The organism is Streptomyces spinoverrucosus, from assembly GCF_015712165.1.
Lineage (GTDB): Bacteria > Actinomycetota > Actinomycetes > Streptomycetales > Streptomycetaceae > Streptomyces > Streptomyces spinoverrucosus_A.
In genome coordinates this window covers 7025786-7050684 of the sequence record NZ_JADPZX010000001.1, presented here as the reverse complement: position 1 = coordinate 7050684, position 24899 = coordinate 7025786, and the positions used below count along the sequence as shown (strand labels likewise).

The window sequence follows — 24899 nt, the reverse complement described above, 5'->3', positions numbered from 1 at the left end:
GCGGCCGGACCACCGGCCGCGCCGCCCGCACCCGGAACCTCCCGCACGGTCCGCTCGTACCGCCCGCATCCACGAACGAACTGGAGACCCGCAAACCATGACAGTGCCTCACCCCCGCCACCGCCGCGCCCTGGTGATCCCGGTCGGTATGGCCATGGCGACGGCTCTGGCGTTCCTGCCGAACGCCACGGCGTCCGCGGCGCAGCCCGCCGCCCCGGTGGCCGCCGACGCGACCTCGCTGAGCTATGTCGTCAACGTCCGCCCCGGGCAGGGTGTCTCAGGGCATCTGAAGAAGGCGATCGCCGAGGCCGGCGGAACGATCGTGATGTCGTACGACCAGATCGGTGTGATCGTTGTGCACTCGGCGAACGCCGAGTTCGCTCGGACGATCAGGAACGTACGGGGGGTGCAGTCGGCCGGCGCCACCCGGACGGCGCCGCTGCCCGCGCAGTCGACGACCGACGTGGGGACGCCGAAGGTGCTCACGGCCGAGGACCTGGCCGATGTGGAGGCCGCCGAGGGGCAGGACCCGCTCCAGTCGCTGCAGTGGGACCTGCCGGCGATCAAGGCGGACAAGGCGCATGAGAAGTCGCTCGGAAGCGATCGGGTGACCGTCGCCGTGATCGACACCGGCGTGGACGACACTCACCCGGACATCGCTCCGAACTTCGATCGCGAGGCGTCCGTCAACTGCGTCACGGGCAAGCCGGACACCACCGACGGTGCCTGGCGGCCCAGCGCGGCGGAGAGCCCGCATGGCACGCACGTGGCCGGGGAGATCGCGGCCGCGAAGAACGGCGTCGGCATGACGGGCGTGGCGCCGGGCGTGAAGGTGTCCGGCATCAAGGTGTCGACCACCGCCGGCTACTTCTACACGGAGGCCGTGGTCTGCGGCTTCGTCTGGGCCGCCGAACACGGCGTGGACGTGACGAACAACAGCTATTACACCGACCCCTGGTACTTCAACTGCAAGAACGACCCGGACCAGAAGGCGCTCCTGGAGGCCATCACCCGGGCCTCGAAGTACGCGGAGAGGAAGGGCGCGGTCAACGTCGCCGCGGCCGGCAACGAGAACTACGACCTCGCGGCCGACGAGATCACCGACCCGGTCTCCCCCAACGACTCCACGCCCACCGAACGGGTGATCGACCCGTCCGAGTGCTACGACATACCGACGCAGTTGCCGGGCATCGTGACGGTGGCGGCGACCGGCGCGAAGGGCCTGAAGTCGTCCTTCTCCAACCACGGTCTGGGCGTCATCGACATCGCCGCCCCCGGTGGCGACTCGACGGCGTACCAGAAGCCCGAGCCGCCCGCGACGAGCGGCCTGATCCTGGGCACGCTGCCCGGCGGCAAGTGGGGCTACATGGCCGGTACGTCGATGGCGTCGCCGCACGTGGCGGGCGTCGCCGCCCTGATCAAGTCGACGCACCCGTACGCCCCGCCCGCCCTGGTGAAGGCGCTGCTGTACGCCGAGGCGGACGCCACGCCGTGCACGGACCCGTACGACATCAACGGCGACGGCAAGGTCGACGCGGTGTGCGAGGGGCCGAAGAACTACAACGGCTTCTACGGCTGGGGCACGGTGGACGCGCTGGACGCGGTGACCAAATAGGGCTGGGGCGCCCGGGGGGCGTTTGTCACAGCCGGCCGGGCCGGACGGGTGAGCCGTTCGGCCCGGACCGGACCGCGCCTTTTGCCGTCGCCCCCGACGGCGTGTGCCGCCGGTCGAGCGTGCCCCGGGTCAGCAGGACCTGCGCGGCGATGTACGTGAGCATGATCCAGAAGTCCGGCCTGGGCAGCTGTGGCCAGTCGGCGACGCCGGTGGCGATGAGCGTGTCGGAGAGCATGAAGAGCGCACCGCCGAGCCCGGCGACCATGCCGAGCCGGGTGAAAGCGCCGTAAGCCATGGCGGTGAGCAACGCGCTGTAGGCGGCCACGGGGACGCGCAGGTCGGCGGGCAGGTCGGGCCAGAGCAGGGCTACGGTGCCGGTGAGGGCGGCGGCGTAGCCGAGGGCGACAAGGCCCGCACGCGCGCGTGGAGCGGGGTTTCGCCGACCGTGCGCCCTGAAGAGGGCGAGGTAGCACACATGTCCCACGGCGAAGGAGGCCATCCCGGCCAGGAAGGCGGGCTCGGCGTCCGACAGCAGCAGCGCGTCCCCGCCCCAGCCGAACAGCAGGGCGACGACGAGCAGCCGGGGTGCGCCGCTCAGGGCGGCCCAGGCGGCGAGGAGGGGCATCAGGAGCGGCTTGGCGACGGTGTGCCCGGGCTCGAAGCCGACGGCGAGCGAGGCGAGGTCGACGACGACGGCGAGGCCGAAGGCGGCGAGGAGTGTGCGAGGGATCCTCACGCCGCCGCGCTCTCTCCGGCCGGTTCCGGCGACGGCACGGGCGAGGGCGCCGGGGCCGGCTGCCAGCCCGGCCCGCGGAACAGGCGCCCCGCACGCTCGCGCCAACTGCGAGCGGTCCGCAGGTCCTTGGCGATGGCGGCGTACTCGTGGGTGGCGACCTTCAGCGGGTTGTACGTGTCGATGTTCTTGGTCAGTCCGTACACCGGCCGTTCCGTCTCGGCGACGAAGGAGCCGAAGAGGCGGTCCCAGACGATGAGGATCCCGCCGAAGTTGCGGTCGAGATAGCCGCCCTGGGAGGCGTGGTGCACCCGGTGGTGGGACGGCGTGTTGAACACGAACTCGAACCAGCGGGGCATCTTGTCGATCCGCTCGGTGTGGATCCAGAACTGGTAGACGAGGTTCGCGGACGAGCAGAACGCCAGCGCCGCCGGATGCACCCCGAGAGCGATCAAAGGAACATAGAACGGCCAAACGGTCAAAGACGTCCACGGCTGGCGCAGCGCGGTCGTCAGATTGAACTTCTTGCTCGAATGGTGGACCACGTGGCAGGCCCACAGAATGCGGATGACGTGGTGTCCGCGGTGCGACCAGTAGTAGAAGAAGTCCTGCGCCAGCAGCATCAGCAGAACCGTCCACCACAGCACGGGCACACGCAGGGGCGTCAGCTCGTAGACGGCCGTGTAGATGGCAACGATCGGGATCTTCCACAGCAGGTCGAAGAAGAGGCTGCCGAGTCCCATGGTGACGCTCGTGGCGGCGTCCTTGGTCTCGTAACCGGCCGCGTCCTCGTCCGGATGGAGACGGACGCTGATCATCTCGATGACGGTGAGCAGCACGAAGGCCGGTATGGACCAGACCACGACATTGGGGAGGTTCGGCATGCGTGCACCGTAGGACCGCGCGTCGGCCACGGCTAGAGGTTGTTACCGACAAGTATTACCGGCGGTACGCGCTTGCTTGTTGGTGATCTCCGCCAATGGTCGGCGCCTTCGGCCCAGCCGAGCACGGGCCTAGACTCCCGCCGCCCCCAGCAAACTCCCCGCCGCGTACGTAACCCCCATGGCCACCGCCCCACCCCCCACGTTCCGTACCACGGCCCGCCCCGGCTCCGCCGCGCCCAGGCGCGCACTGCTCCATCCCGTGAGGGCCAGCGCCACCAACACCGACCCGACCGTCACGGGCAGCCGCCAGTCCGCGGGTGGCAGCAGGATCGCCAGCAACGGCAGCAACGCACCCGCCGTGAACGCGAGGAAGCTCGCCCACGCCGCGTGCCAAGGGTTCGTCAGCTCGTCGGGGTCGATGCCGAGTTCCACGCGCGCGTGCGCGCGCAGGGCGTCACGGTCCGTCAGCTGGACCGCCGCTTCACGGGCCACGTCCCGGGAGAGTCCCCGTTCCTCCAGAAGGTCCGTCAGCTCCTCCAGCTCCGCATCCGGCCGATCCCTCAGTTCCCGTTTCTCCAGGGCCAGGGCGGCCATCTCGGAGTCGCGCTGGGTGGAGACGGAGACGTACTCCCCGGCAGCCATGGACATGGAGCCGGCGAGCAGGCCCGCGAGTCCTGCCGTGAGGAGGGCGGAGCGGTCGTCGGTCGCACCGGCCACGCCCACGACCAGTCCGGCGGTGGACACGATGCCGTCGTTGGCACCGAGGACCGCCGCCCGCAGCCAGTTCAGGCGTTCGCCGAGCGCTCCGCCGTGGGCCTCGTCGTGCGTGGGTTCCGTCACGCTCGGAGGATGCACCAGGGGCGGTCGCGGGGGCGTGTCGACCCGCCCTTGTCCCGGCAGACGTACGCCTCTCGAACGGGCAGACGGGGCAGGAGACCTGACGGACAGCGGTGTCAGTCCCGGCCCGTATCCTCAATGACCATGCTCGAAGACCGTACGACCGCAGCGTCCTCCCCGACAGCCTGGCCGGCCGCGTATCCCCACGGATACGCGGTCGTTGACGTGGAGACCACCGGGCTGGCCCGGGACGACCGGATAATCTCCGCGGCGGTCTACCGGCTGGACGGGCGCGGCGAGGTCGAGGACCACTGGTACACGCTGGTGAACCCGGAGCGCGACCCGGGCCCGGTGTGGATCCACGGGCTGACGAGCGAGGCGCTCGAAGGGGCGCCGCTCTTCCAGGACATCGCCGAGGAGTTCGCGACCCGGCTGGAGGGCCGGGTGCTCGTCGCGCACAACGCGGTGTTCGACTGGCAGATGATCGCCCGCGAGTACGCGCGCGTGAAGCGGGAGGCGCCGGTGCGTCAGCGGCTGTGCACCATCGCCCTGTCCAAGGCGCTGGAGCTGCCGCTGCCCAACCACAAGCTGGAGTCGCTCGCCGCGCACTTCGGCGTCGTACAGCGACGGGCGCACCACGCGCTGGACGACGCGCGCGTGCTCGCGGAGGCGTTCCGGCCGAGCCTCAGGGCCGCGGCCGAGGGGGATGTGCGGCTACCGCTGCACGAGTGCCGGCCGCTGACCGAGTGGGTGGAGCGGCCCACCGCGCGGATCGGGCAACAGGCGGGCGGGTACGGCGGCTACCGGCCGGGCAGTTGGCGTCCGTCCCGTAAGCGACCCGCGTGCCCGTATCCCAACCCGGGCCGGTACGAAGAGGGCAAACGACTCAAGCAGGGCATGCGGATCGCGTTCTCCGGGGACACCTCCGTCGAACGCGAGCTGCTGGAGGACCGCGCCGTCGAGGCGGGGCTGCATGTCGCCACGAGCCTGTCCCGGCTGACCAGTCTCCTCGTCACCAACGACCCGGACTCGGGCACGTCGAAGGTCGTCAAGGCCCGGCAGTACGGCACTCCGGTGGTCGACGAGGCGGCGTTCGGGCAGCTCCTGAGGGATGTGGAACCGGCGTCGGAGGCGTGACCGTACGGACGGGTGATTGGTGCGCGACTCGCCCGGCGCCCGCTCGCCCGGACCTCGGGGACCGCTCACCCTGTGGCGCATGGCGACTTGCGAAGTTTGCGGCAACAACTACGGAATGACCTTCGAGGTCCACGCGCAGGGCGCGGTGCATGTCTTCGACTGCTTCGCCTGTGCGATCCACCGCATGGCACCCATCTGCGAGCACTGCCGGGTCCAGATCATCGGACAGGGCGTCGAGGTCGAGGGCCACTGGTACTGCGGTGCCCACTGCGCCCGCGCGGAGGGGAGGGTGGGCATCGTCGACCGAGTCTGAGCCCCCGGAGAACCGTTACGGCCGTGGCGGCCGTCCAGCACCGGGGCACCGTCCCGCACGTCCCGCACCCCCACCCACCGCACCCCACGGCCCGAGATGTACGGTCGTGGGGTGTACCGCTTCCTGTTGTCCCGGCAGTGGGTGATCCTCACCCTTGTCGTCCTCGCGCTCATCCCGACGATGATCGAGCTGGGCTTCTGGCAGCTGCACCGGCACGAGCGCAGGGTCGCGCTGAACAACGTGATCGCCGAGTCGCTGGCCGCCGAGCCGGTCCCGGTCGAGTCGCTGACCGCGCCCGGGGCCGAGGTCAAGGACGCCGACCTGTACCGGCGCGTGACCGCGCAGGGACGCTTCGACACCGCGGACGAGGTCGTCGTACGCCGCCGAACCAACGCGGACGACGAGGTCGGCTACCACGTGCTGACCCCCTTCGTCCTCGACGACGGCAAGGTTCTGCTGGTCAACCGGGGCTGGGTGCCCTCCGACGGGCTCAGCCAGACGGCGTTCCCCAAGATCCCGGCGCCCCCGCAGGGTGAGACCACCGTCACCGGGCGGCTGATGCCCGACCAGACGACCGCCGAGAGCGGCATCAAGAACGTCCAGGGCCTGCCGGACCGCCAGATCATGCTGATCAACAGCGATCAGGAGGCCAAGCGCCTCGGTGAGCAGGTCCTCGGCGGGTACATCGAACTGACCGCGCCCGAGCCGACGGGCGACACGCCCGAGCTGATCCCCGCCCCGGACCACGACAGCATCGGCAACCACATGGCGTACGCCATCCAATGGTGGCTGTTCGCCGCGGGCGTCCCCGTCGGCTGGGTGATCCTGGCCCGCCGCGAGGCCCGGGACCGGGCGCAGGCGGCGGCCGAGGAGCGGCAGGAGGAGACCGCACCGGCACCGGTGTAGCCGACGTCGCCCACGGTCACCCGCCCGGTCCTCCCCGGATTGCCCTGCCGGTCCCCCGGGAACCCGCACCCCGTGCACCCGCCCACCAGGATCTCCGCCGAGGACATCGCCCGGAGCCGTATCGAGGACTACGCCCTCATCGGCGACGAACAGACCGCCGCACTCGTCGGCAGGGACGGCTCCGTCGACTGGCTGTGCCTGCCCCGCTTCGACTCGGCCGCCTGCTTCGCCAAGTTGCTCGGCGGCGAGGAGAACGGCCACTGGCGGATCGCCCCCAAGGAGGACGCCGCGGACACCGACGGTGGCACCCTCACCCCACACACCTGCACGCGGCGTGCCTACCGTTCCGGCACGCTGGTGCTGGACACCGAGTGGGACACCCTCCAGGGTTCGGTCCGGGTCACCGACCTGATGCCGCAGCGCGACCGTGCACCCGACCTCGTACGCATCGTGGAGGGCCTCAGTGGCCGCGTGACCGTCCGCAGCACCCTCCGCCTGCGCTTCGACTACGGCTCGATCGTGCCGTGGATGCGCAGGTCCGACGGTCACCGGGTGGCCGTCGCGGGCCCGGACTCGGCCTGGCTGCGCAGTGAGCCGCCCGTGCGCACCTGGGGCGAGAACTTCGGCACGCACTCGGAGTTCACGCTCGGCGAGGGCGAGAAGGTCGCGTTCGTGCTCACCTGGCACCCCTCACACGAGCCGCGCCCACCCCTCGTCGACCCGTACGAGTCCCTGCGCCACAGCGTGGCGGACTGGCAGGCCTGGTCGGCCCGCTGCCGTTACGACGGCCCCCACAGGGACAGCGTGGTCCGCTCGCTGATCACCCTGAAGGCCCTCACCTACGCCCCGACCGGCGGCATCGTGGCCGCCCCCACCACCTCCCTGCCGGAGGAGCTCGGCGGCGTGCGCAACTGGGACTACCGCTACTGCTGGCTGCGCGACTCCACCCTCACCCTGGGCGCGCTGCTGGCGGCCGGCTACCACGAGGAGGCGGAGGCCTGGCGTGACTGGCTGGTGCGCGCGGTCGCGGGCGCTCCGGCGGACATGCAGATCATGTACGGGCTGGCCGGCGAGCGGCGGCTGCCCGAGTCCGTGGTGTCCTGGCTGACCGGATTCGCCGGTTCTGCTCCGGTCCGGATCGGCAATGACGCCGTACGGCAGCGGCAGCTGGACGTGTACGGCCAGGTGATGGACTCGCTGTCGTTGGCGCGGACTTCGGGGATGACCGTCAAGCCGCACATGTGGCGACTGCAGTGCGCCCTGATGGAGTTCCTGCGGTCGGCATGGCGGCAGCCGGACGAAGGACTGTGGGAGGTGCGCGGCGGCCGCCGTCAGTTCGTGCACTCCAAGGTGATGGTGTGGGTGGCCGCCGACCGCGCGGTGCGCACCATGGAACGGCATCCGGAGCTGGAGGGCGATCTGGACGCCTGGCGGGAGATGCGCGAGGAGGTGCACCGCGAGGTGTGCGAGCGTGGCTACGACCCCGAGCGGAACACGTTCACGCAGTACTACGGCTCCCGCGAACTCGACGCCGCCCTCCTGCTCATCCCGCGCGTGGGCTTTCTGCCGCCCGACGACCCGCGCGTGCTGGGCACCGTCGAGGCGGTCCGCGCGGAGCTCGGGCACCGGGGCTACCTGCGCCGCTACAGCACGGATCACACGCTCGTCGACGGGCTGCCCGGCGGTGAGGGCACGTTCCTGGTGTGCTCGTTCTGGCTCGCGGACGCGCTGCACATGACGGGTCGTACGAAGGAGGCCCGCGAGCTGTTCGAACGGCTGGTGCGGCTGACGAACGACGTGGGGCTGCTGTCCGAGGAGTACGACCCCGTGACCGGCCGCCAGCTCGGCAACTTCCCGCAGGCGTTCAGCCACATCGGCCTGGTGAACACCGCCCTCGCCCTGTTCGGGGACGAGAGGGCAGGATAGGGCCCATGGATCTTGGGCTGAAGGATCGGGTGTACGTCGTCACCGGGGCCACGCGTGGACTGGGCAACGCCTCCGCGCGCGAGTTGGTGGCCGACGGTGCGAAAGTCGTCGTCACGGGACGGGACGAGAAGCGGGTCGCCGACGCGGCCGCGGAGCTGGGGCCGAACGCGCACGGGCTGGCCATGGACAACGCCGACCCGGAGGCGGCGGCGCGGCTGATCGGGGCGGCGCGGGAACGGTTCGGCGGGTTCGACGGGATTCTGGTGAGCGTCGGCGGTCCGCCCGCGGGGTTCGTCGCCGACAACACCGACGAGCAGTGGCAGGCCGCGTTCGAGTCGGTGTTCCTGGGGGCGGTGCGACTGGCTCGTGCGGCGGCCGCGGAGCTGGAGACCGGGGGTGTCATCGGGTTCGTGCTGTCGGGGTCGGTGTACGAGCCGATTCCCGGGCTGACGATTTCGAACGGGTTGCGGCCAGGCCTGGCCGGGTTCGCCAAGTCGCTCTCGGACGAACTGGGCCCGCGGGGCATCCGTGTGGTGGGCGTGCTGCCGGGGCGGATCGACACGGACCGGGTGCGGGAGCTGGACGCCCTGTCGGCGGATCCGGAGGCCACGCGCGCGGCCGCCGAGTCGCGGATTCCGCTGCGGCGGTACGGGACACCCCAGGAGTTCGGGCGTACGGCGGCCTTCCTGCTGTCTCCGGCCGCGTCCTACCTGACCGGGGTCATGGTGCCGGTGGACGGTGGGGCCCGGCACGGGTTCTGAGGAGCTTGACCCTTTCCGGCGCCGGGACGGGTTCTGGGGGCGTCAACTGACCCTTTCCGCACGGTGCCTGACGCCCTTCAGCCGCACCTCGGCCGGCAGCGACGCCAGCCCCGCCGAGTTGCGCGCGTGGGCGAGTGCCTGGTTCGTCAGGTGGTCCAGCGCCTCCCCCGGATCCACGTGGGGTTCCAGCAGGAGCCGCGCGCGGGCCGCGGGAGCGCTGCGGCGGCCCGTGAGATGGACGTGGGCGCGGGCGACGCCGTCGAGAGCGCTCGCCTCGGTGGCGAGTACGCCCTCCAGGGCGCGGCCCCGCAGCAACGCGCCCTCGCCGTCGCCGGTGTCGACCAGCACCTCGGCCAGCCGGCGCCGGCGCAGTACCGCGACCAGCCACCACAGGGCGAGCAGGACGAGAACCGCGAGGGCGGCGAGGACGGCCGGCCACCACCAGCCGGCGTCCCGCCACCGGGTCCGCTCGGCGTCGCTGAGCAGTACGTCGCTCCGGCTGTCGTGGATCCACCAGGACGGCGCCTCGACCCCCAGCCCGACGGCCAGCACCGCACCGCCGAGCACGACCAGCACGAGGCCCGCGACGCCGAGCAGTACCCGGTTGACGGTTCTGAGCACCGTACTCACCCCTTCCGGCCGGGCCGCCGGACGTGTACCGACAGCGCGGGGCGCCGGGACAAGCCCAGGGCCCGGATCGCGTCGGCGAGCACGTCGTCCAGGTCGGCGCGTACGTCGTCCAGTCCACGGAAGTGCGACACCGCCCGCACATCGGCCCGCCGGCGGCGCATCCGCACCCGTACCGACTGCACCCCGGACACCTCCATGGCCCGGTCGCGCAGGACCGTCGCGGCAGCGCCCCGGTGCAGTCCGGCGCGTACGTCGGAGTGCGTGCGCCGCATCGGCAGGACGTCGCGCAGGCCGGGCGTGGCGGCGAGCAGGATCAGCCAGAGGCCGAGTGCGGCGGCGACGCCCGCGCCGACCAGGACCCAGGTGTCGTCGAGGGGGCGTTCGGCGAGTTGCCGGGCCAGTTCGCGGCGCCAGAACATGGCCGACTGGTTGGCGCGTACGGCTGCGATGTCGTAGAGGAAGGCGCCGGCGACGACCAGGAGCAGTGTGGCGACGACGGCCGCGGGGACGCGGCGGGCCGACCAGAAGCGGTGCGTCTTGCCGTCCTCGCCGTCGAGTGCGGGCCGGGGCTCGAAGGCGGCCGCCGACGCGGACTGGCCCAGCTCCGGTTCGGCCTTCTCGATCACCGGCAGTCTCTGTGTGGTGCCCTCGGAGCCCTGGGGCTCGCTCATAGCGTCCTCCCCTGTGCCGCGTGGGCCGCCACCAGATGCAGTCGCTCCACCTGGACGGCGACCTCCGGAACCTCCATTCCCACCAACGCGCCTACCCGCTCGACGACACGGCGACGCACCTGGCCGCACCGGGAGCCGATGTCGCTGGGGTAGTCGAGTTCGAGATGGACACGGACCCGGGCGGCGTCATGGTGGACGACGACGGTGGCGTGCGGGCGCGCCGCGTCCTGCGGGAGCCTGCCGAGCGCCTCCCGGGCGGCCTGCGCGGCGATCTTCGCGACCACCCGGTCGGCGATCGTGGTCTGCCCGCGCTCACCCGCCGGGATGACGGCCCCCGCTGTGCGGGTTTCGTCGGCCCCACTGCTCACTGACGTCACCGCCGCCGGTCGCGGGTGCGGAAGAAGTCGCCGACTTCCAGATCCCCTTCCAGGAACCGGCCGACGACGAACCCGACGGCGCCCAGCGCCGCCACCAGCACGAACGCGCCGAACCCGCCGAAGTACCCGGCGAAGCCCAGCGCCATTCCGGCGATCATGCCGACCACGGCCCTGCTCATCGTGCGCTCCTCAGCTCGTAGCCGTGCGGGTCATTTCGGGACCATTGGGGTGCATTCGATGCCATTCTGATGCATTACGGTCTTCGGGTGACGGTACGTCACTGGATCCGGGGCTCCTGCTCCTCTTCTTCCTCCTCCGGAAGCTTGACGTCGCTCACCGCGATGTTGACCTCGACGACCTCCAGGCCGGTCATCCGCTCCACGGCCGCGATCACGTTCTCCCGCACGGCCCGCGCGACGTCCGCGATCGACACGCCGTAGTCGACGACGATCTCCAGGTCGAGCGCGGTCTGCACCTCGCCGACCTCGGCCTTCACGCCCCGCGTCACGGACTTCGCCCCGCCGGGCACCCGGTCCCGTACGGCCCCGAAGGTGCGGCTCAGTCCGCTGCCCATCGCGTGGACGCCCACGACGTCACGGGCGGCGAGTCCGGCGATCTTCTCCACGACCCCGTCGGCGATGGTGGTCCTGCCCCGGGTTCCGGGGTCCCCGCCGCCCCGCCTGACGGGCTTGCGGGTCTGCACCGGCGGCTCGGTCTCGCCTTCGGAGGTCTGCGTCCGGTTCCGGTCCATCTCGGTCATCGCCCGTGCGTCCTTCCGTCGTCCTGCGACCACGGTAAGTGAGGCTGCACGGACCCGCGCCCGGAATGCGGCAGGCTGGAGCAATGACGGCGGACCGATGGACGCAGGCAGTACGACAGCAATTGGGCCTCGGCAGACTGCTCCCGCTGGGCGGCCCGCGCGACGGCGCGTGGATCGCCGAGGCAGCGGCCGACCCGGTCCTGCGGCGCGCGGGGAACGCGATGCCGGGGGTTCGCCTGGGCGCACTCCGTATCGGCCTCGCCGACCCGGAGGGCGCCCAGGCCCCCGCCGTACCGCCCCCACCGACCGCCCTGCCTCCCGGCCCCCTTCGTCTGACCGCCGACTTCGCGGCCACGGCGACCGAGCCGCTGACGACGACCGCCGCCCGGCTGCGGACAGCCCTGTCGGTGGCCGCGGCGGCACGGCTCGGGCTGACGGTGGCGGAGATCGACCTCCGGGTGACGGCCCTGCTGGACGAGGAGACGGAACCCGAGGTCGTACGAGCGCCGGAGCCGCCGGAGGCGCGGCAGTCCACGGGCGAGGACGCGAAGCTCGTGGCCGCCGCGGCCCTCGCGGTCCCGGGCGTGACGCATCTGACGGAAACGCTCGGCCGGGCGGTGCACATCGAGGAGAGCCCGGGTCAGGCCATGCTGCCGCGCCGGCATGTCCGGGTGGAGCTCGCCGTCGGCGCGGACCACCGGGCCGTTGAGGTGGCCCGGCACGTCCGCGCGACGGTGGGAACGGCACTGAAGGATCAACCGTCAGTGGCCGTACTGATCACCGCGGTGAGTTGACGGCGTCACTCGCCCAGGCCCGCGAGGTCCCGCAACCTCCGTGCCTGAGCCGCGCGTTCGGCCACGCGCTGTTCCTCGTACGTCCGCTCCCCCGCGCCGCGCAGCAACGCCTTGGTCTCGATGACCGCGTCGCGCGGCGCGGTAAGCAGCGCCGCCGCCAGGTCGCGGACGGCGCCGTCGAGCTCGGCCGCCGGTACGGCGACATTCGCCAGCCCGGTGTGCACGGCCTCGTCCGCGTGCACGAGGCGTCCCGTGGCGCAGATCTCGAGCGCGCGGGCATAGCCGACGAGCCCGACCAGCGGATGGGTGCCGGTCAGGTCCGGGACCAGGCCCAGGCTGGTCTCGCGCATGGCGAACTGCACGTCGTCGGCGACGACGCGCAGGTCACAGGCGAGCGCGAGCTGGAAACCCGCACCAATGGCGTGCCCCTGCACGGCGGCGATGGAGACGATGTCACTGCGCCGCCACCAGGTGAACCCGTCCTGGTACTCGGCGATGGTCGCGTCCAACTCCTCGTCGCTGCCACGCGCGAGGTCGATGAAGGACGGTTCGCCGTCGAAGCCCTCGGGAGTGAAGGCCTGCCGGTCGAGGCCCGCCGAGAAGGACTTGCCCTCGGCGCGCAGCACGACCACCCGGACGGTGCCCGGCAGCAGCCGACCGGCCTCGGCCAACGCCCGCCACAGAGCGGGGCTCTGCGCGTTGCGCTTGGCCGGGTTGGTCAGCGTCACCGTGGCGATCGCGTCGTCGACGGTGAGCCGTACGCCGTCCTTGTCGAGTACCGGGTCGAGCGAAGCCATGGGGCGCCTCCGATGGGTGCGGTCATCGTGAGTGCCGTACCGAGGCACTCATAAGTGACTGCACAGTAACCACCCAGTCGATCACCGGACCGACCGGGTGGCCACCATCGAAGTCGAGGGGCGCGCCCGGGGGTCAGGCCGAAGCGGCCTTCTTGCCCCGCGTCGCCCCGCCACGCCCACGGAGCGTGACGCCCGACTCGCTGAGCATGCGGTGCACGAAGCCATACGAGCGGCCGGTCTCCTCGGCCAACGCCCGGATGCTCGCACCGGCGTCGTACTTCTTCTTCAGGTCTGCCGCGAGCTTGTCGCGCGCGGCGCCGGTCACCCGGCTGCCCTTCTTCAGAGTCTCGGCCACCCGTGCCTCCTCATGGGAAGTGCGCTCTGGTCCCCTCATGATCACCCCTCCGGGGCTTCATGGCCACCCATTCGGCAAGGTCCGTGCGACAGGGTTGTGACGACCGGAGCACATCCCCACAAGTGGAATCCGTGGTTCCAGCGAGTGGTGTGCATACGGCCGAACGGGTTGTTCCGTGAAGAGCCAGGTCAGGCAGGCGACACGGCCGAGCCCTTGTCGACAAAGGGATTCGCCGGGAAATCGGTGTAGGACACACCCGGGTACGAGGAGATCTCACACAGATGATGGATCACGGCTAGGCCGAATGATCCATACGCAGTGGATCAACCATTCGATCAAGCCGAGCTGACCGATTGATCAAGCGATCAATCGGCAGTCAGGTGTGCGAGTGATCAGGCGGCGGTCAGGTGTGCGAGTGATCAGGCGGCGGTCAGGTGTGCGAGTGATCAGGCGAGGGCGACCAGATCCGCGTAGTCCGCGCCCCACAGGTCCTCGACGCCGTCCGGCAGCAGGATGATCCGCTCGGGCTGGAGCGCCTCGACCGCGCCCTCGTCGTGGGTGACCAGGACGACGGCGCCCTTGTAGGTGCGCAGCGCGCCGAGGATCTCCTCGCGGCTGGCCGGGTCGAGGTTGTTGGTCGGCTCGTCGAGCAGCAGCACGTTCGCCGACGACACCACCAGGGTGGCGAGGGCGAGCCGGGTCTTCTCGCCGCCGGAGAGGACACCGGCCGGCTTGTCGACGTCGTCGCCGGAGAACAGGAACGAACCGAGCACCTTGCGGACCTCGACCAGGTCCATGTCGGGCGCGGCGGAGCGCATGTTCTCCAGGACCGTGCGGTCGGGGTCGAGGGTCTCGTGCTCCTGCGCGTAGTAGCCCAGCTTCAGGCCGTGGCCGGGGATGACCTGGCCGGTGTCGGGCTTCTCGACGCCGGCGAGGAGGCGCAGCAGCGTGGTCTTGCCGGCGCCGTTGAGGCCGAGGATGACCACGCGGGAGCCCTTGTCGATGGCCAGGTCGACGTCGGTGAAGATCTCCAGCGAGCCGTACGACTTCGACAGCCCTTCGGCGGTCAGCGGTGTACGGCCGCAGGGCGCGGGCTCGGGGAAGCGCAGCTTGGCGACCTTGTCGGACTGACGGACCTCTTCGAGCCCGGACAGCAGCTTCTCCGCACGGCGGGCCATGTTCTGCGCGGCGACCGTCTTGGTGGCCTTGGCGCGCATCTTGTCGGCCTGGGCGTTGAGCGCGGCGGCCTTCTTCTCGGCGTTGGCGCGCTCCCGCTTGCGGCGCTTCTCGTCGGCCTCGCGCTGCTGCTGGTAGAGCTTCCAGCCCATGTTGTAGACGTCGATCTGGGCGCGGTTGGCGTCCAGGTAGAACACCTTGTTCACGACCGTCTCGACCAGGTCGACGTCGTGCGAGATGACGATGAAGCCGCCGCGGTAGGTCTTGAGGTAGTCCCGTAGCCAGACGATCGAGTCCGCGTCGAGGTGGTTGGTCGGCTCGTCGAGGAGCAGGGTGTCCGCGTCCGAGAACAGGATCCGGGCCAGCTCGATACGGCGGCGCTGGCCGCCGGAGAGCGTGTGCAGGGGCTGGCCGAGCACCCGGTCGGGCAGGTTGAGCGCGGCGGCGATGGTGGCGGCCTCGGCCTCGGCGGCGTACCCGCCCTTGGTCAGGAACTCGGTCTCCTGCCGCTCGTACTGCTTCAGCGCCTTCTCGCGGGTGGTGCCCTTGCCGGTGGCGATGCGCTGCTCGTTCTCGCGCATCTTGCGGATCAGTACGTCCAGGCCGCGCGCGGAGAGGACGCGGTCGCGGGCGAGTATGTCGAGGTCGCCGGTGCGGGGGTCCTGCGGGAGGTAGCCGACTTCGCCGGAGCGGGTGACGGCGCCTGCGGCGGGGATGCCCTCGCCGGCCAGGACCTTGGTGAGGGTGGTCTTGCCGGCGCCGTTACGGCCGACCAGGCCAATGCGGTCGCCCTTGGCGACACGGAAAGTGGCGGACTCGATGAGGACGCGGGCACCGGCGCGCAGCTCGATACCGGAGGCGGAGATCACGGACAGACTCCAGGGCGGGTTGGTGGCGGGACAGGCGGCTGAGGACGTTCCCGCCGTCTAATGCGCGAGGAGAATGGCCATGGGGCCAGTCTAACGGGGCGGTGCAAGCAGTTTTTGCGGGATCGTGTGTTCGGGAGGGTGGGGTGGGGGGTCGCGGGTCGGTGGGGGGTGGGTCGCGGGCGCAGGTGGGCGGGGTGTGGAGGCCGGTGGTCGGGCGCGGGTGTGGGTGTGGGGCTGGGGTGCGGGTGTACGGCTTGGGAGCGCGGGCGCGCGGTCCGCGCGCGGGTGCGGGGCTGGGGTGCGGGTGTGCGGCTTGGAAGCGTGGATGTGCGGTCCGCGCGCGGGTGCGGGGCTGGGGTGCGGGTGTACGGCTTGGGAGCGTGGGTGCGGGGCTGGGTGCGGGTGCGCGGGTCTTCGGGCACGAGCACCGGGCTTGTGACCACTAGGGCGAGCCACCGCGAGCGCCAGGCCTGCGACTGCTGGGGCGAGCCACCGCGAGTGTCGGGCTTGTGACCGCTGCGGCGAGCCACCGCGAGTGTCGGGCCTGCGACTACTGGGGCGAGCCACCGCGAGTGTCGGGCCTGCGATCGTTAGGGCGGGCCTTCGGGGCGTGCGCGGGGGCCGGTGGTGCGGTCGCGGGGCTCTGGGTGTCGGGTCGGGGTGTCGTTGCCGAGGGGGGTGCGGTGTGGCGTGATGCGGCCGAGGTCGTCGACGGCGACCAGCTGGCCCGTCCAGGCAGCGCGGACGCAGGGCTGGGCGACGAGCAGGGCTCGGCCCCGGTGCAGCGCGCGTTCGGGCCGGAACGCGCACCCCTTGCGAGCCGGCAGCACCCAGCGCAGGTCGCCGTCGGCGGTGCGGTACGCGGCGATGCGGCGCGGCGTGACGACGGCGAGGATGCCGCGGCCCAGGTGGCGCAGTACGCCCGTGCCGCCGTGCGCCGGGAGCCAGTCGGCGGCCGCCGGTAGGCCGCGGTGCCAGCGGACGGAGCTGCCGTCGGTGTCGGTGACGAGCCCGTCGTCCCAGAGCGTGATCGCCTCCCCGCGCGCGGGGAGCACGGTCAGGGGGCGGCGGCCTTCGCGGGTGTAGCGCCAGCGGAGTCCTCCGGTGGCGTGGTCGTACGCCTCCACGGCCGCCCGGTGGATGCGGAGCTGCGGGGTGGGGTGCTGCACGGGCGCGTGCACGGTGAGGCGGTCTCCATAGGGGGCCGGGCGGGCCTGGTGGGCGGCGGCAAGGAGAGGGGTCGTGAGAAGGAGGGCGGCCAGCGCTGTCAGGAGGCGGCTTGGTGCGCGGGGCGGGGTCGGGGCGACGGCGGGTTCCGTGTCCGGGGAGAGGGGATCGGTCGGCATCGCCTCGGCCGGCAGTACGACCACCGGGCTCCCTTCGACAACCGTGCTCGCGGATAGGCGCAGAGCGTAGCCAGGGGTGGGGGGTGCCGTCGGGAGGTGGCGGGCCCGCGGTGGGCGCGTCGCCCGTTCGGACGCTTGTCCGGCGCCGAGGGGCCGGGGCCCGGTGAGGATGGCGACAGGGGACGGTGCGGCAGAGGGTGGTGCCTCCATGCAGTTCGACGACGACGCCAGGCTGGACACGTCCGAGGTGCAGGACGTGCGCGGCCGCCGCATCCCCGGCGGCAGGGCGACCGTCGGCGGCGGCCTCGCCGGCCTGCTGGCGCTGCTCCTCGGACTCTTCTTCGGCGTCGGGCCGGACCAGCTCGGCTTGTCCGACGGCAACGACGAGCCCGCGCCGACGGCGTCGTCGCTCGCACAGATGCAGCAGAGCTGCCGTACCGGGGAGGACGCGAACACGAGGGACGACTGCCGGATGGTGGCGGTGGTCAACAGCGTGCAGGACTTCTGGGACGCGGAGCTCGAGCGGCGCGGCGGCACCTACTCGCGCTCCCCCACCGTCTTCTTCAGTCAGCGGGTCGGCACGGCGTGCGGCGCGGCGACCTCGGCGGTCGGACCGTTCTACTGCCCCGGTGACCGGAAGGTCTATCTGGACCTGGGGTTCTTCGAGGTACTGCGGACGCAGTTCGGCTCCAGCGGGGGCCCGTTCGCGCAGGCGTACGTGGTGGCGCACGAGTACGGGCATCACGTGCAGGACCTGATGGGCACCCTCAGCCGGTCGCAGGACGGGGGAACCGGCGCGGACAGCCAGTCGGTGCGAGTGGAACTGCAGGCCGACTGCTACGCCGGGGTGTGGGCGCACCACGCGACGACGACGCCGGACGAGTCGACCGGGCGGCCGTTGATCACCAGCCTCACCGCGGCCGACATCAGCGACGGCCTGGACGCGGCGGCGGCCGTGGGCGACGACCGGATCCAGGAGCGGTTCCAGGGCCGGGTGACGCCCGAGACGTGGACGCACGGGTCGGCGGCGCAGCGGCAGGCGTGGTTCCGGCAGGGATACCGGACCGGGGACATGGCCCGCTGCGACACCTTCAGTTGAGGCTTTTTCGCAGGTCAGGTGGCGTTGTCAGTGGCGGGTGCAAGGATGAATGCACCGGGCGGGTCCGGCAGACGGATCCACCCGTGATCCGCTGTCCACCCCATGAATCCACTGAATAATCCACTGAATCCACCAACCACATCCGACTGATTTTCCGGCCCCGACGCACAAAGGAGTGATCGGTATGGCAGGCACGAGCGGTCGCGGTCCGAGCATCTACCCGACGTTGATGTACGCGGACGCGAAGGCGGCGATCAAGCAGCTCACAGAGGCCCTGGGCTTCACGGAACTGGCCGTGTACGAGGGCGAGGGCGGCACGGTGACGCACGCCGAGCTGGTGCAGGGCAACGGCGCGGTGATGATCGGCTCGAAGGGCCGCGGCGGGCTCTACGACACGGTGATGAAGGACGCGGGGCCCGTCGGGGTGTACGTCGTCGTGGACGACGTAGACGCACACCACCAGCAGGCCGTGGACCACGGCGTGGAGATCCTGATGCCCCCGACGGACCAGGACTACGGCTCGCGGGACTACATGGCCCGGGACGCCGAGGGCAATGTCTGGAGCTTCGGTACGTACGCGCCCCGGATAGCCGACTGACCCACGGACCGGCGACCGAACGGCCTCAGCTGCCCCCGGTGTGCACCTGGAAGGCGGCGCGGCGCACGGCCTTGGCCAGGGCGGGGTCGGGGTGCGCCGCGGCCAGCGCGACCAGGACCTGCACGGTGCGCGGGTGGCCGACGGCACGCACCTCGTCGAGCAGTGCGGGCACGGTCGGCTGCACGGCCGACTCCAGGTGCCGCACGAGGAGAGGGGCCTCGCCGTGGTCGGCGACGGCGGCAGCCGTGTCGACCCACAGCCAGGTGGCCTCCTCCCGGGTGAGCACCTCGTGGGCGTCCTCGGGGTCGGCACCGTCGTGCTCCGCGAGCCACAGCAGGGCGTACGGCCGCAGGGTCGGCTCGTCGAGCACGGCGCGTACGTCGGGCTCGGCGGGGGCGCCGACGACGCGCAGCGCCTCGAAGGCCAGGCCGCGCAGCAGGGCGTCCTCGCCACGGGCGGCGTCGAGGAGTTCGGTGACGGCGCTGCCGACGGGTCGGGCCGCGAGCCAGGCGCGGTACTCGGCGCGGGCGGCGTTGGGCCGTAGCTGGGCGCAGCCGCGCAGCATGTCCTCGGCGGCGGCCTCGATGTTCCCGGCGGGGCTCTGCGCGGCGACGCAGATCTGCTCCAGCTTGACCCAGACCGCCCAGCTGCCCAGCGGGGTGAGGGTGGCCTGTCCGGCGCCGTAGGTGAGGGCGCCGACGGAGGCGAGGGCGTGCAGGGCCCAGTCCAGGAGCGGGGCGAGCTCGGTGTCCTCGGGCTCGGCGTCGACGGGGGACGCGGTGCCGGGGGCCGGGGGGCTGGCGGGTTCGCGCTGGGGGCCGTAGGGGACTTCGCAGCGTTCGGTGCGCAGTTCCCTGACGCGCTGTTGGAGGAGGTCGAGGAGCTGGTCGACGGGAACCGGGCCGGCCGAGAGCTGGAGGAAGGAGAGCACCTGAGGCATCGCCGAGACGACCTCGGCGACGGCGGCGGGCTCGTGGTCGGCGGGTTCCGGGTGGGCGAGCGACCAGGCGTCGAAGAGGGCGACCCAGCCGCGCAGGACGGCGGTGTGGTCGCGGTCCCAGGCGCGCAGCCGCCAGCCGGGTCGGGCGCTGTCGCCGTGCACCTCGACGAGCCCGGCGAGGCGGGCGGTGTCCCAGTCGGCCTGGACCTGGGCCGGCGTCAGGTCCAGGTCGTGGGCTGCCCGTTCGGCGGTCGCGTCGGCGAGCGTGGCCTTGCCGTCGGAGGTCGCGTTGCCCTTTCCGGGGCGCAGGGCGGCGTCGGCCCAGCGGGCGACGCGGGCCGCGCCGGCCAGCCTGGAGCGCGCCATTCCGGCCAGCTCCGCAGGGGCCGGTGTGCCCTCCGGGGGGCGGGGGGCGGGGCGGCGCGAGCGCCGCTGGTTCATCGCTCGGGGAGCGGCGGCCAGGGGTCGCGAGCGGACGAGTCGGAGCCTGGAGTCGCGCGGGATACGGGACGTCACGGGTGCAGTCTTCCGGTTGACGGTCCGAAAACCCAAACGGAATGTCACGTGGGGCGACGGGAGTGGCCAATGGCCGGGCCCTGTGAGGGGGTCCCGGCCGAAATCCGGACAGTGGTACGGCGTTAAACGGAACCGTGGGGTGGAGCTGGTGGGGGTGTGCGTGGGGAGCAGGGCGAGGGTGTTACGAAGGGGGCGGCCCGGGGAGGTCCCGTCACATCAGGGGGGTCAGGAAGCGGCGCAGGACTTCCTCGTAGCCGGCCGGGTCGGCGTTCCACATGGCGTTGTGCGGAGCCTGCTGGACGGTGTGGAGGGCGACCAGGTCGGGGCGGTGGTCGGCCAGGCGGCGGGAGAAGGCCCAGGGGGCCACCGCGTCCTCGGGGCCGTGGAAGATCAGGGTCGGGACCGTCAGCCGCTCGGGGTGGGCGGCGTCGTCGATGCGGTCGCCGTACAGGCCGGTGCGGCCCTGGGCGGCGCGGACGGCCAGCGGCAGCAGCGGGCCCGGGGTGTGCCGGGCGGCGGCGAGGGCGCGCAGGGTCGCCTCCCAGTTGAGGACCGGCGAGTCGAGGACGAGCCCGCGGACGCGGTCCCGTACCGAGGAGTGCGCGGCGGCGCGCAGGGCCATGGTGGCGCCGGTGGACCAGCCGTAGAGGATGACGCGTTGGGCGCCGTGGCCCGTGGCGTGGCGGATCGCCGCGTCCAGGTCGCGCCACTCGGTCTCGCCGAGGTGGTTCAGGCCGTCGGGAGAGCGGGGGGCGCCGAGGTCGCCGCGGTAGGAGACGTCGAGGACGGGGAAGCGCAGGCCGTGCAGGAACTCCATGACGTTCATGGAGTGTTCCCTGGTGGCGCCCAGGCCGTGCACGGTGATGACCCAGGTGTCCCGGGCGCCCGGCACGAACCAGGCGGGCAGGGGCCCCAGTTCGCCGGGTATGTCGACATCGGTGTGGTCCAGGCCGAGGGCGGCGCCGGGGTCGCCGATGTGCAGGGTGGGGGTGAGCCAGACCTTGTCGCCGGGCTCCAGGGTGCCGTGGGTGACGCGTTCCAGGCGGCGTACGACGGAGTCGGCGGGGTGCGGGGCCGAGTCCAGGACGGGGCCGACGACCGCGTGGGAGCCGTTGCCGGCGAGGCCGTAGCTGCCGGGGCGCAGGGAGGCGAGGGTGCGGGTGAGGGTGATGCGGCCCGCCGCCGTGCCGTGCACGGTGAGCCGGGGTTCGGTGGGCAGGGGCCGGCCGGGCGGCGCCTTCAACGCGGCGTCACTGGCGAATCGGCCGGCGGCCACGGCTGCGGCGCCGGCCACCGTCATGACGGTGACGGCAGCGGCCGTCGCTTTGACAGTGCGCACGGGTCCAGTGTCCTGTCCGACCCGCCCCTCGGCCAGCGGGAGAGCGGACGGGGTGATGCGACCTGGCGCGTACAGGGGGGTTGTTCCGGGTGGTACGGGACGGTTCGGCACCAGGGCGGGGACGGCGCCGGCACTGGGAGGGTTCGGCACCCAGGGCCGGGTCGACGCCCGCGCCGGGAAGACTCGGCACCCAGATCCGGGTCGACGCCCGCGCCGGGAAGACTCAGCACCCAGATCCGGGTCGACATCCGCGCCGGGAAGACTCAGCACCCACGGCCGGGCCGACACCCACGCCGGGAAGACTCGACACCCACGGCCGGGCCGACACCCACGCCAGGAAGACCCGGCACCCAGGACGGGGCCGACACCCACACCGGGAAGACTCAGCACCCACGGCCGAGCCGCCCCCCGCCCGGCTCCGAGCCCTACTTCCGCTGCCCGTACCCCCGCAGCCGCTCCCCCGCCTCCTTCAGCTGGTCCTGCGACAGCAGGGACGGCGACAGGCCCGGCACGGCGGACGCCGTCAGCCACAGGTGGCACATCCACTCCAGCTGGGCCGTGCGGTCGTAGGCCTGGGCGAGGGTCGCGCCGTAGGTGATGGTGCCGTGGTTCTGGAGGAGGCAGCCGGAGCGGTCGGCGAGGGCGCGCAGCATGTTCTCGGCCAACTCGTCGGTGCCGTACGTCGCATAGGGGGCGACCCGGACGGGGCCGCCGAGCGCGCCGGCCATGTAGTGGATCACCGGGAGCTCCGGGACGAGCGTGGAGACGGCGGTGGCGTGCACGGCGTGGGTGTGGACGACGGCGCGGGCGTCGGTGGAGCGGTAGACGGCGAGATGCATGGGCAGTTCGCTGGTCGGTACGAGCGTGCCGCGCACCTGCCGGCCGTCGAGGTCGACGCCGGTCATGTCGTCCGGTGTGAGCCGGTCGTAGGGGACACCCGACGGGGTGACCAGGATGGTGTCCCCGACCCGTACGGAGACATTGCCGGACGTGCCGACGACCAGTCCGTCGGACACGGTGCGGCGAGCCGTGGCCACGAGCTCCTCCCAGGCCCGGGCCTCCTCGTCCGGCACACCGTTCCCCGGCGACTCCGGCGCACCCTGAGCGTCCCCCGGGACGCCCCGCGCATCCCGTACATCCCGCTGTTCCCGGCGCTGTTCAGCCATGCCGCGATCCTGCCAGGCGGACCTCGGCCGCGTCCCGGCGCGGGCGCACTGTAGGGGGGAACCGGCAGCTCCGGCAGGGCGCATATCGCCTTTCGACCCCTTCTGCTCCCGCTTGGCCGGAGATCGATCAGCTTTCAACGATCTTCCACTACGCTCTCGGTGGATTTGTCACGCACGTCGCCATTCCGGGGGGAAACATGGCCCGTGACCGCAAACCGTCCCACCACCGCGGCCGCATCCTGGCGGCCTCGGTGGCAGCGCTCGCGATAGGGGGGACCGCACTGGCCGAGGTTCCGGCCGTCGCGGCGAGCAAGCCGAAGGGGCACGACGTCTCGTCGCACCAGAAGAACGTCGACTGGCAGCGCGCGAGCGCGAAGGGCGCGCGGTTCGTCTACGTCAAGGCGACCGAGTCCACCACGTACCGCAACCCGTATTTCGGCCAGCAGTACAACGGCGCGCGGAACGCGGGCCTGGTCCGGGGGGCGTACCACTTCGCCCTGCCGAACAGGTCGTCGGGCAAGGCCCAGGCGGCATACTTCGTCCGCAACGGCGGCGGCTGGCAGCCGGACGGCTGGACGCTGCCGCCCGCGCTCGACATCGAGTACAACCCGTACGACAAGAAGAAGAAGTGCTACGGCCTGAGCAAGGCGACGATGGTCGCCTGGATCAAGGCCTTCAGCAACGAGGTGCAGCGACTCACCAGCCGCCGTCCGGTGATCTACACCACCACCCACTGGTGGAACACCTGCACAGGCGGCAGCCGCGCCTTCGGCGGCGACCACGCCCTGTGGATCGCGCGGTACGACTCGGCGACGGCGGGCACACTGCCCGCGGGGTGGTCGCTGTGGACCTTCTGGCAGTACGACAACAGCGGCAGCCTGCCGGGTGACCAGAATCTCTTCAACGGGTCGATGACCCAGCTGAAGCGGTTCGCGAGAGGCTTCTAGCCGTACGGCACGGGGCTCCGCGGCACGGCACGGGGGCCGTCGATTCCCTGGGGCATGGCGACCCCCACCTACAGACACCCGGAAGCCCCCCTCAGTTCACCTTTCGTTCATCTGGGTTACCTACGTTCGTCCAGCCAATGACCTCGAACGATTGCCTGGGTAAATGGAAGGCATCTCGCTGATCCTCGCGATTGTGGTGGTAACCGCACTCGCGTTCGATTTCACGAACGGTTTCCACGACACCGCGAACGCGATGGCCACCACCATCTCGACAGGTGCCCTACGACCCAAGGTCGCGGTGGCCATGTCCGCCGTCCTCAATCTGGTCGGCGCCTTCCTGTCCGTGGAGGTCGCGAACACGATCTCCAAAGGTCTGGTCGACGAGAGCGGCATCCGTCCCGAGGTCATCTTCGCCGCACTGGTCGGCGCGATCCTGTGGAACCTGCTGACCTGGCTGGTCGGCCTGCCGTCCTCCTCCTCGCACGCCCTGATGGGCGGCCTGATCGGCGCCACCGTCGCCTCGGCCGGTGTCGGCGCGGTCCACGGTGACGTGCTCGTCACCAAGGTGCTGATCCCGGCGATCGCCGCCCCGCTGGTCGCGGGCATCGCGGCGATGATCGCGACCCGGCTGACGTACACCCTCGGCAGGAAGGCCGACGGCAAGGCGGCCGCGAAGGGCTACCGCGCCGGCCAGATCGCCTCGGCGGGTCTGGTCTCCCTGGCCCACGGCACGAACGACGCGCAGAAGACCATGGGCATCATCACCCTCGCCCTGGTCGCCGGCGGCACCCTCGCCCCCGACTCCGACCCGCCCATGTGGGTCATCCTCTCCGCGGGCGTTGCCATCGCGCTCGGCACCTACCTCGGCGGCTGGCGCATCATCCGCACCATGGGCAAGGGCCTGACCGACCTGCAGCCGCAGCAGGGCTTCGCCGCGCAGACCAGCGCCGCGACCGTCATCCTGGCCTCCACCCACCTCGGCTTCTCCCTGTCCACCACGCACTCGGTCTCCGGCGCGGTGATGGGCGCGGGCCTGGGCCGCAAGGGCGGGGTGGTCCGCTGGTCGACGGCGACCCGGATGTTCGTCGCCTGGGGTCTGACGCTCCCGGCCGCCGCGCTGGTCGGCGCGATCGCCGAGTGGGTGACCGGCTTCGGCGCCTGGGGCACCGCGCTCGTCGCCGTCTTCCTGGTCGGCTCCAGCGCCGCGATCTGGAAGATCTCCCGCCGCGAGGTCGTGGACCACACGAACGTCAACGACACGACCGAGGAACCGGCCGGAGTGGTGACGACGGCGATGGCCGCGGTGACGCCGCCTCCGGCCGGTACGCCGGTGGACGGCCTCGCCGTCACGATCCCCGCACAGAAGACGGCCTCGGAGCCGACGCCCTCTCAGACCTCGGTCTGAGC

The 24899-nt window shown here is 71.8% G+C and carries 26 protein-coding genes; 11 read left to right on the top strand and 15 right to left on the bottom strand.

Annotated elements, in window-relative coordinates:
* Positions 1–97: 97 nt before the first annotated feature.
* Positions 98–1615: a S8 family peptidase gene (locus I2W78_RS32060; protein WP_196463732.1), complete on the top strand. Its 1518-nt coding sequence runs from the start codon at positions 98–100 to the stop codon at positions 1613–1615.
* A gap of 25 nt (positions 1616–1640) precedes the next feature.
* On the opposite strand, the gene I2W78_RS32055 is transcribed toward I2W78_RS32060, so the two are convergent.
* The 3 genes from I2W78_RS32055 to I2W78_RS32045 form a co-directional block, all read right to left on the bottom strand.
* On the bottom strand, positions 1641–2351 hold the full coding sequence (locus I2W78_RS32055) for a lysoplasmalogenase (protein WP_196463731.1): 711 nt from the start codon (positions 2349–2351) through the stop codon (positions 1641–1643).
* Positions 2348–3232, bottom strand: coding sequence for a sterol desaturase family protein (locus I2W78_RS32050; protein ID WP_196463730.1), 885 nt, complete (start codon positions 3230–3232; stop codon positions 2348–2350). The genes I2W78_RS32055 and I2W78_RS32050 overlap by 4 nt, the downstream gene beginning before the upstream one ends.
* Before the next feature lie 129 nt (positions 3233–3361).
* A complete protein-coding gene (locus I2W78_RS32045; RefSeq protein WP_196463729.1) occupies positions 3362–4072 on the bottom strand; it encodes a VIT1/CCC1 transporter family protein in 711 nt (236 codons plus the stop codon).
* Between the two features lie 141 nt (positions 4073–4213).
* On the opposite strand from I2W78_RS32045, the gene I2W78_RS32040 reads away from it, so the two are divergent.
* The 5 genes from I2W78_RS32040 to I2W78_RS32020 all read left to right on the top strand — a co-directional run bounded on the left by I2W78_RS32040 (position 4214) and on the right by I2W78_RS32020 (position 9112).
* Complete coding sequence (locus I2W78_RS32040) at positions 4214–5206, top strand: DEDDh family exonuclease (RefSeq protein WP_196463728.1); 993 nt, start codon at positions 4214–4216, stop codon at positions 5204–5206.
* A 79-nt stretch (positions 5207–5285) separates the two neighbouring features.
* Positions 5286–5519, top strand: a complete 234-nt coding sequence (locus I2W78_RS32035) for a hypothetical protein (RefSeq protein WP_141309083.1) — start codon at positions 5286–5288, stop codon at positions 5517–5519.
* A 111-nt stretch (positions 5520–5630) separates the two neighbouring features.
* Complete coding sequence (locus tag I2W78_RS32030) at positions 5631–6425, top strand: SURF1 family cytochrome oxidase biogenesis protein (protein ID WP_196463727.1); 795 nt, start codon at positions 5631–5633, stop codon at positions 6423–6425.
* Between the two features lie 72 nt (positions 6426–6497).
* Complete coding sequence (locus I2W78_RS32025; RefSeq protein ID WP_307783879.1) at positions 6498–8351, top strand: glycoside hydrolase family 15 protein; 1854 nt, start codon at positions 6498–6500, stop codon at positions 8349–8351.
* 5 nt (positions 8352–8356) lie between these two features.
* Positions 8357–9112: an SDR family oxidoreductase gene (locus I2W78_RS32020; RefSeq protein WP_196463726.1), complete on the top strand. Its 756-nt coding sequence runs from the start codon at positions 8357–8359 to the stop codon at positions 9110–9112.
* Between the two features lie 42 nt (positions 9113–9154).
* Here I2W78_RS32020 and amaP read toward each other — a convergent pair whose 3' ends face one another.
* The 5 genes from amaP to I2W78_RS31995 form a co-directional block, all read right to left on the bottom strand.
* Complete coding sequence (gene amaP, locus I2W78_RS32015) at positions 9155–9733, bottom strand: alkaline shock response membrane anchor protein AmaP (protein ID WP_196463725.1); 579 nt, start codon at positions 9731–9733, stop codon at positions 9155–9157.
* 5 nt (positions 9734–9738) lie between these two features.
* The gene (locus tag I2W78_RS32010; RefSeq protein WP_196463724.1) at positions 9739–10413 is read right to left on the bottom strand and encodes a DUF6286 domain-containing protein; all 675 of its coding nucleotides are present in this window, start codon (positions 10411–10413) and stop codon (positions 9739–9741) included.
* The gene (locus tag I2W78_RS32005) at positions 10410–10790 is read right to left on the bottom strand and encodes an Asp23/Gls24 family envelope stress response protein (RefSeq protein ID WP_196463723.1); all 381 of its coding nucleotides are present in this window, start codon (positions 10788–10790) and stop codon (positions 10410–10412) included. Before I2W78_RS32005 ends, I2W78_RS32010 begins: the two co-directional genes overlap by 4 nt.
* Complete coding sequence (locus I2W78_RS32000; RefSeq protein ID WP_189701844.1) at positions 10787–10969, bottom strand: hypothetical protein; 183 nt, start codon at positions 10967–10969, stop codon at positions 10787–10789. Before I2W78_RS32000 ends, I2W78_RS32005 begins: the two co-directional genes overlap by 4 nt.
* Positions 10970–11067: 98 nt before the next feature.
* Entirely contained in the window at positions 11068–11550 is a 483-nt protein-coding gene (locus I2W78_RS31995; RefSeq protein WP_196463722.1) for an Asp23/Gls24 family envelope stress response protein, read from the bottom strand.
* Between the two features lie 83 nt (positions 11551–11633).
* On the opposite strand from I2W78_RS31995, the gene I2W78_RS31990 reads away from it, so the two are divergent.
* Positions 11634–12344, top strand: a complete 711-nt coding sequence (locus I2W78_RS31990; protein ID WP_196463721.1) for a nucleopolyhedrovirus P10 family protein — start codon at positions 11634–11636, stop codon at positions 12342–12344.
* 5 nt (positions 12345–12349) lie between these two features.
* Here the strand turns inward: I2W78_RS31990 and I2W78_RS31985 are convergent, their stop codons facing one another.
* The 4 genes from I2W78_RS31985 to I2W78_RS31970 all read right to left on the bottom strand — a co-directional run bounded on the left by I2W78_RS31985 (position 12350) and on the right by I2W78_RS31970 (position 16911).
* The gene (locus I2W78_RS31985) at positions 12350–13141 is read right to left on the bottom strand and encodes an enoyl-CoA hydratase/isomerase family protein (RefSeq protein WP_196463720.1); all 792 of its coding nucleotides are present in this window, start codon (positions 13139–13141) and stop codon (positions 12350–12352) included.
* Positions 13142–13274: 133 nt separating this feature from the next.
* The gene (locus I2W78_RS31980) at positions 13275–13496 is read right to left on the bottom strand and encodes a helix-turn-helix domain-containing protein (RefSeq protein WP_018567695.1); all 222 of its coding nucleotides are present in this window, start codon (positions 13494–13496) and stop codon (positions 13275–13277) included.
* Between the two features lie 446 nt (positions 13497–13942).
* On the bottom strand, positions 13943–15541 hold the full coding sequence (locus I2W78_RS31975; RefSeq protein WP_196463719.1) for an ABC-F family ATP-binding cassette domain-containing protein: 1599 nt from the start codon (positions 15539–15541) through the stop codon (positions 13943–13945).
* Between the two features lie 590 nt (positions 15542–16131).
* Entirely contained in the window at positions 16132–16911 is a 780-nt protein-coding gene (locus I2W78_RS31970) for a hypothetical protein (protein WP_307783876.1), read from the bottom strand.
* A 184-nt stretch (positions 16912–17095) separates the two neighbouring features.
* Here I2W78_RS31970 and ypfJ point away from each other — a divergent pair, with 184 nt between their 5' ends.
* Both ypfJ and I2W78_RS31960 read left to right on the top strand, forming a co-directional pair.
* Positions 17096–17986 carry a KPN_02809 family neutral zinc metallopeptidase gene (gene ypfJ / locus I2W78_RS31965; protein WP_196463718.1) on the top strand — a complete coding sequence of 297 codons (891 nt, stop codon included), beginning with the start codon at positions 17096–17098 and terminating at the stop codon, positions 17984–17986.
* 184 nt (positions 17987–18170) lie between these two features.
* Positions 18171–18584 (top strand): VOC family protein, encoded by a 414-nt coding sequence (locus I2W78_RS31960; RefSeq protein WP_196463717.1) that lies wholly within the window; start codon positions 18171–18173, stop codon positions 18582–18584.
* Between the two features lie 25 nt (positions 18585–18609).
* Here I2W78_RS31960 and I2W78_RS31955 read toward each other — a convergent pair whose 3' ends face one another.
* The 3 genes from I2W78_RS31955 to I2W78_RS31945 form a co-directional block, all read right to left on the bottom strand.
* Positions 18610–20040, bottom strand: coding sequence for a hypothetical protein (locus I2W78_RS31955; protein ID WP_196463716.1), 1431 nt, complete (start codon positions 20038–20040; stop codon positions 18610–18612).
* Positions 20041–20251: 211 nt separating this feature from the next.
* Positions 20252–21379 carry an alpha/beta hydrolase family protein gene (locus tag I2W78_RS31950; protein ID WP_196463715.1) on the bottom strand — a complete coding sequence of 376 codons (1128 nt, stop codon included), beginning with the start codon at positions 21377–21379 and terminating at the stop codon, positions 20252–20254.
* A 425-nt stretch (positions 21380–21804) separates the two neighbouring features.
* On the bottom strand, positions 21805–22545 hold the full coding sequence (locus tag I2W78_RS31945; protein ID WP_196463714.1) for a class II aldolase/adducin family protein: 741 nt from the start codon (positions 22543–22545) through the stop codon (positions 21805–21807).
* A gap of 197 nt (positions 22546–22742) precedes the next feature.
* On the opposite strand from I2W78_RS31945, the gene I2W78_RS31940 reads away from it, so the two are divergent.
* Together I2W78_RS31940 and I2W78_RS31935 are read left to right on the top strand one after the other, a co-directional pair.
* Complete coding sequence (locus tag I2W78_RS31940; protein WP_196463713.1) at positions 22743–23492, top strand: lysozyme; 750 nt, start codon at positions 22743–22745, stop codon at positions 23490–23492.
* Positions 23493–23655: 163 nt separating this feature from the next.
* A complete protein-coding gene (locus tag I2W78_RS31935) occupies positions 23656–24897 on the top strand; it encodes an inorganic phosphate transporter (protein WP_196463712.1) in 1242 nt (413 codons plus the stop codon).
* Positions 24898–24899: the final 2 nt, after the last annotated feature.